Origin of the sequence: Streptomyces beijiangensis (genome assembly GCF_017315755.1) — a bacterium.
In the GTDB taxonomy this organism is placed as follows: domain Bacteria; phylum Actinomycetota; class Actinomycetes; order Streptomycetales; family Streptomycetaceae; genus Streptomyces; species Streptomyces beijiangensis.
Genome location: NZ_JAFLRJ010000296.1, coordinates 1 through 6,457, shown reverse-complemented (window position 1 = coordinate 6,457; position 6,457 = coordinate 1). Strand labels below are relative to the sequence as shown.

At 62.8% G+C, this 6,457-nt stretch carries 4 protein-coding genes and 1 pseudogene; 3 read left to right on the top strand and 2 right to left on the bottom strand.

What is annotated here, in order from left to right; genetic code table 11:
* Nucleotides 1-68: 68 nt before the first annotated feature.
* Entirely contained in the window at nucleotides 69-863 is a 795-nt protein-coding gene (locus J0695_RS27620; protein WP_206966426.1) for a COG4705 family protein, read from the bottom strand.
* A 339-nt stretch (nucleotides 864-1,202) separates the two neighbouring features.
* Between J0695_RS27620 and J0695_RS27615 the strand changes: the two are divergent.
* The 3 genes and pseudogenes from J0695_RS27615 (at nucleotide 1,203) to J0695_RS27605 (ending at nucleotide 5,892) form a co-directional block, all read left to right on the top strand.
* Nucleotides 1,203-4,090: pseudogene (locus J0695_RS27615) on the top strand (DEAD/DEAH box helicase).
* A gap of 296 nt (nucleotides 4,091-4,386) precedes the next feature.
* Complete coding sequence (locus tag J0695_RS27610; RefSeq protein ID WP_206966424.1) at nucleotides 4,387-4,818, top strand: hypothetical protein; 432 nt, start codon at nucleotides 4,387-4,389, stop codon at nucleotides 4,816-4,818.
* Nucleotides 4,819-4,827: 9 nt separating this feature from the next.
* Complete coding sequence (locus J0695_RS27605) at nucleotides 4,828-5,892, top strand: SRA domain-containing endonuclease (RefSeq protein WP_206966422.1); 1,065 nt, start codon at nucleotides 4,828-4,830, stop codon at nucleotides 5,890-5,892.
* Here the strand turns inward: J0695_RS27605 and J0695_RS27600 are convergent.
* Nucleotides 5,885-6,448, bottom strand: a complete 564-nt coding sequence (locus J0695_RS27600) for an ATP-binding protein (protein ID WP_307798783.1) — start codon at nucleotides 6,446-6,448, stop codon at nucleotides 5,885-5,887. The genes J0695_RS27605 and J0695_RS27600 overlap by 8 nt on opposite strands.
* Nucleotides 6,449-6,457 lie beyond the last annotated feature (9 nt).

The window sequence follows — 6,457 nt, the reverse complement described above, 5'->3', positions numbered from 1 at the left end:
GGCCTGGAGCACGCGGCCCTCGGGGGTGATCGTGAGGTGTTTACGGAACAGCCCCTCGGGATGTGACGTCACAGCGCGGCCCGCTGCCTCCTGGCCAGGAATCCCACGCCCACGACGATCGGCACGAGCAGCGCCAGGCTGACCGGCCCCGTCCCCCACCCGAGCCCGCCGCGCTCCGTGGACACCCCCGCCCAGTCGGCGAACGAGGCGCCGAGCGGCCGGGTCAGTACGTACGCCCACCAGAAGGCCACCACCGGGTTCAGACCGAAGCTTCCCGCCAGCGCCGGTACCGCTATGAGCGCGGCGAAGAGCACCCCGGAGGAGAAGTACCCCAGGTGCAGGGTCCCGGCCGTGAGGTCGCCGACCGCCGTGCCCAGCGCGAAGGTGGCGAGCACCGTCGCCCAGTAGAAGGTCTCGCGGCGCCGGGTGCGGATGCTGTGGATGGAGAGGGTGCCCTCCGACGCGTACCAGGCCATCAGAACGCCCGCCAGGATGACGGCGAAAGCGATCGTCGAGACCATGTACGGGACGCCCGCGATGACGTGCACGACGTCGGCGGCCATCGTGCCGAAGACGCTCACCATGACGATCGCCGCCCAGTACGTCCACGCCTCGTACCGGCTCGTACGGAACTGCAGCGCCAGCAGCACCACCAGCCCCAACAGGCCGATCGCGCCCGCCGGTACGGGCCCGAGCGTGCGCCCCAGATAGTCCGACGCCGTCTCGCCCATGCCGGTGGTGAGCACCTTCACCACCCAGAACAGAACCGTGACCTCCGGCACCTTGCTCCAGGCGGCCGCAGCGACAGCCTCCCGCCCGGTCCGCACCGACCGGACCGTCGCCCCGCCGCCGTGCTGCCCCATCTCCACTCCCGCCTTTTCGGCGCCACGCGCCACAACTCCCCCACCGTCTACAAGACTGTAGACGATAGGGGAGCCGCAGAAGTTCCGCAGACCGCCAAGCACTTCACACCGCGCCTCGCGCCGCACCCGCCGGGCCGTACCCAGGCTGATGCCGAGCCCCTGACCGGGAAGGGCCGAGTCCGCACGGAACGAGGTGAAGGCGACGATCCCGGCACGATGATCCCCACGACCGCACTCAGGGACGATTCCACATCCGCCCCGTTCGGATCTCGCGATCTCACCGTAAATACACGTGCCACCTGTTATCTCTTGGGGAAACGGTGCGGAAAGGACAACGGCATGAGTGGCGTTTCGAGCTCGGGCAGGCCGGATGCGGGGCTCTATGAGCAACTGATCACCCTGCGCCTCGAAGACCGTCTGAAGGAGCTCGACGAGGATGGCTGGCGCTCCATCGACCAGGTGGTCGGAGTCGAGTCGACGCCGCATGTCCTGGCACGGCATGTCTCAGAGACCGTACGGAATGTGCTCCTTCACCTCCCTGAAGGCGAGCGCGTGCATGCGGCCAACCACATCCTGGAGTCGATGACCACGCTCGAAGGCGCCCGGGAGTGGGTAGATCTCGTCGCAGCCGGGCCTCGCCAACTCATGGCGATTGCCGAGGAGGAAGCACAGGGCGTGTACGCGATCCGCCCAGCGACCCCCCTCTCTGAGTCGGCCCTCATTACAAACTCCCCTGAAGATGCCAACCTCGGTTACGAGTTGCGCGCCGAGATTGCCACCGCCGACCGCATCGATCTGCTCTGCGCCTTCGTGAAGTGGCATGGCATCCGTGTCTTGGAGGAGTCGCTCAAGGCCGCTCGCGCTCGCAACATTCCGATTCGCGTCATCACCACCACCTACATCGGGGCGACCGAACGTGCGGCCCTGGACCGCCTGGTGAGGGACTTCGGAGCCGAGGTCAAGGTCAACTACGAGCTGCGATCCACCCGGCTCCACGCCAAGGCTTGGCTCTTTCGTCGGAACAGCAAGTACGACACGGCGTACGTGGGCAGCTCCAACCTCTCCAAGGCCGCTCTCCTCGATGGCCTTGAGTGGAATGTCCGTGTGTCGTCCGTAGCAACTCCCGAGGTTCTACGGAAATTTGAGGCCACCTTCGACTCGTACTGGAGCGACCCAGCTTTCGAGACCTACCGTCCAGACGAAGACGGGTCACGCCTGGAGAGCGCGCTCGCTCAAGCCGGCGGGCGCATGCAGAACGGCAGCGGAGCCAACCTGACTTTCGCTGGCTTCGACATCACCCCGCATCCGTTCCAGAAGGACATGTTGGAGCGACTCCAAGTCGAGCGCACGACGCGCGATCGCCACCGGAACCTTCTGGTCGCCGCCACAGGTACAGGCAAGACCGTCATGGCCGCACTCGACTACAAGCAGCTGCGCCGTATGGCCGGTCATGACCTCAAACTGCTCTTCGTGGCCCACCGCAAGGAGATCCTGGACCAGTCCCGGGCTAAGTACCAGCACGTACTGAACGATGCGAACTTCGGCGAGCTGCTGTACGCCGGAGAAATCCCTGAGGATTGGTCGCACGTCTTTGCCAGCGTCCAGTCCCTCAACTCCCGGACGTTGGAACGTCTTGCTCCGGATCACTTCGACGTCATCGTCATCGATGAGTTTCACCATGGAACGTCACCCACCTATAGGAAGATCATCGAGCACTTCACCCCGGGTGAGCTGCTCGGCCTGACCGCGACGNNCCCGGATCCATGCGCGCGCTTGGCTTCTGCGTATCGGTCTCCCACGCGCACTTCATGGCTCGATACTTCCGTGCTACTGGCCTCAACGCTATTGCCCTCTCGGGGGAGAGCCACAAGGACGAGAGGCGGCAGGCCCTGGCCGACCTAAGGTCTGGGAAGCTCCAGATCATCTTCTCAGTCGACCTGTTCAACGAAGGCCTCGACATCCCTGACGTCGACACCTTGCTCTTGCTGCGACCGACAGCCAGCTCCACGGTCTTCCTGCAGCAGCTCGGCCGCGGCCTACGGCGCACAGAGGACAAGCCCGTTCTGACAGTCCTCGACTTCATCGGTCAGCACCGCAAGGAATTCCGCTTCGAGAACCAGTTCCGCGCCCTGACGAACCTCACACGCAAGCGACTCTTGGACAACCTGGAGCACGGCTTCCCGCTCCTGCCTTCGGGCTGCCAGATCATCCTGGAGACGAAGGCCAAGAAGGCCATCATCCAGAACATCAAGGATCAGCTCAATGTGAACGCCGCGGCCCTTGCCCGCGAGGTCTCCGCGTACTCCGACACTCGCCTCTCCTCTTACCTGGAGGAGAGCGGGCGCGAGATCAAGGAGATCTATCGGGGTGGAAACGGCAACTCGTGGACGACCCTGCTGCGTCGCAGCAAGCTCCTCAACGAAACCGCTCCCGATGGAGAGTTGCCCCTGCTCAAGCGGATGGCTTCCTTCCTCCACGTAGACGACCGCGACCGCATCGAGACGTACCAGCGCCTTATCTCGGATGACGCGCCGGAGTACGACTCCTTGAGCCCCATCGAGCAGGGTTACGCCCGCATGCTGTTCTTCAACTTCTGGGACAAGGCGGGCGGCTACACCTCGTACCAGGAAGGGCTCGACGCACTTCGCGAGCAGAAGGCAGTCCGTGAAGAGCTCCACCAGGTCCTGGATCACTGCCTGGCTCACGCGGACCACTTCCCCATCGCGCTGGAGGGCCCGCATCGCGAGCTCCCCATGAAGATCCACAGCTCGTACAACCGCTCGGAGATCCTGGCGGCACTCGGCGTAGCCAAGTTCGGCGGTCAGATGCCTGGGTCGTTCGCCCAAGGGGTGGTCGACGCCAAGGAGTTCAATACGGACGCGCTTCTCATCACCTTGGAGAAGGACGACAAGGACTTCTCCCCCACGATCCGGTACAAGGACTACGCGATGAGCCCGACCCGGTTCCACTGGGAGTCGCAGAACGCAACGGCCGAAGACTCACCAACGGGCCGTCGCTACCGCGAGCATGTCCAACTCGATAGCCACGTCATGCTCTTTGTCCGCCGCTACAAGAACACCGACATCGGCGGATCTGAGCCGTGGATATTGCTCGGCCCTGTCCGATACGACACCCACACAGGCTCCAAGCCCATGGCTATCGAGTGGGTGTTGGAGCATGAGGTTCCCGCTGACGTCTGGACGTACTCGGCGATCTCAGCTAGCTAAAAACCCTGCGTTTAGGAGGGGTCACCTGTATTCCTAGCGGCACCTCCCAGTGCGTCAATATGCGGGTCACGAAGGACACGGCCCGCGACCTGAAGGAAGTTGGTGCGAAAGTCGAGGGCGGTTCCACTCGCCTGTAGCCAATGTGCCCACCTCCTTCTGAAGTCATCCTGTGTCCAGCTCGCATCACGCTCGGCTTCCACAAGCGCCTTGGCTGCTTGGGATGTCTCGATTCGAAGGTTCTGTGCAGAGCTCACCACCTCTTCAGGGCCCCAGAGGGCGAGCTGGCTCGTGCACGCTTGCATGGCACGGACGTGGTTCGAGAAGGCATCACGCGCGGCATCCGGGAACCGCTCGCCTCCCTGGATCGCCAGAGCGGCACGGTTCAGCGCATCCTCTGCCGCCGAGTGGGCGTCCAGAAACTTCATGCAGGCCTGCTGGCGTTGCCCCTGAACCCAACGGTGTTGCTCTACGTCTGCTTGCCGCTCCACCTGCGTCAGCGCCGCTTCGACTGCCTTCGCCCCACCGATACGCGCCCCGCGGATGCTAGCCATGGCTCCGACCGCCGTGCCGATCAGCGCGCCGCCCGCCCCGACAATTCCGGCGATTACCCCAGCAGTTCCCTGATCCATACCCTCATCATCCCCTTACAACAGCTGATCTGGTCAGCCTTCACGCCAAAGTGCCTCCTGATCACGGAACTTCACCACAGCGATTGCGGCGCCTACTAGCCTGGAGCCATGGCAACTCAACCCCTCTCGTTCAAGCCTGGTGACATCAGGACGCGCGCCCAAATACGACAAGAGCTGGGCGGAAGTCCGCAAGGTGGCATTACCCCATCAAAAGAGATGAAGACCGTTGTTCTCTATTCCGATATCAAGTCGGGGGAAAAGTACGGGTATCGCGATGGGTGGCTTCGTTACGAAGACCGAATCGGACCCATATTTGAGTACACCGGAGCCGGAACTCACGGTGATCACACGTTCACCGGGACCTCCGGAAACGGCAACAGGGCAGTCCTTCAACATGCCGAGATGAAACGAACCCTCCACTTGTTCATTGGGCACGGGAAAGTCTCTGGATCCGGCATTCGAACGCATCGTTACATCGGCGCCTTTGAACTCGACAAAAAACGCGGATACATCGTGAGGCAAGCGCCCGACGAATATCACAATATGCGCGACGTCATCGTATTCCGACTGCGCCCCCTCGACGAATACGATCAGACTGCCTCTGACATTCTCCCGGCGGCCAAAAAGACTGCGATTAGCTTCATTCCCGCCAGAGGGCGAAGAAGAATATCGGAACCCACGGTCCCGATAGATGCTGAGCAACGCAGCACTTCGGCTGCCAATTCAATTTGGCGCAACCAGACGGCACTGACGGAAGAGTTCGAAAATGACCTCAGTGCACATGAACAGGATTTTGGTCGGCTAGAGGGTCACGCCAGGGGGGTGGAGGAGACCATACAGGCCACGCTCTATAACAGGACAAAGCACACCATCTACGAACCCACTGGCAGCACATCACGCACGGCCTATAAAGATGCGTTGATCCAGCTGATCGATATCAGTCGATATCTGAACTCCACTGAGGGTGGCATGCCACTGCGCTGCATGGTGTTGGCGCCTGAGCTTCCCGATGAAGACATCAGACAGCTCCTCTTCAGGAGCAACGTCGGGATCGTCTACCGCAACGCAGACGGCAGTTTCACCGAGATTCAAGACCCAGACCAGCAGCCAGCCGCCGGAGGAGTTCCCGGAATCCCTCCGTGCCACAACTGTCCAGTTCTGCAAGCTAGTTAGCGGAACCGGCTCCCTCAACCTCGAACCGCAGCTGCGCCCGATCGAGCGCTTCGTCCGGATCGCATCCATGAGCGCGGAGCCAATGCAGGACATCGGCGATCACCACGACGGCGGCTTCTTCCGCCATGGCGACGTTGAGTTGCGTATGGCCCGAGATGGGGCGGATGGGTAGACGCAGGGCCCCGTACATGCCGAGCATCGCCTCGGCCCGTGTGACCCCAGGCCCACCCCCGTGCCCATGCGGTGAGGACAGGCCCGTGGCCAGCTCGCACCAGGTGACTTTGCCGTCGCCTCGGAGCTGTACCCCCCAGCGGTCTACGACCGCATCAACGAGAGCCATGCCTCGGCCGGACTCAGAGTCCGTCATCGGGTCGAGGAGCGTGGGCAGTGCGCGGGCATCCGGATCGTGCACCTCGATCCGAAGGTAGGTACCGCTCATCGCGAGAGCCAGCGTCGTCGGAGTGCCAGCCCCAACGTGAGTGATGACGTTGGCAACGAGCTCGCTCACACAGAGTTGGGCCGTCTCAGCGACCTCGTGCAGCCCCCTGGGCTTGATCCGCTTTGA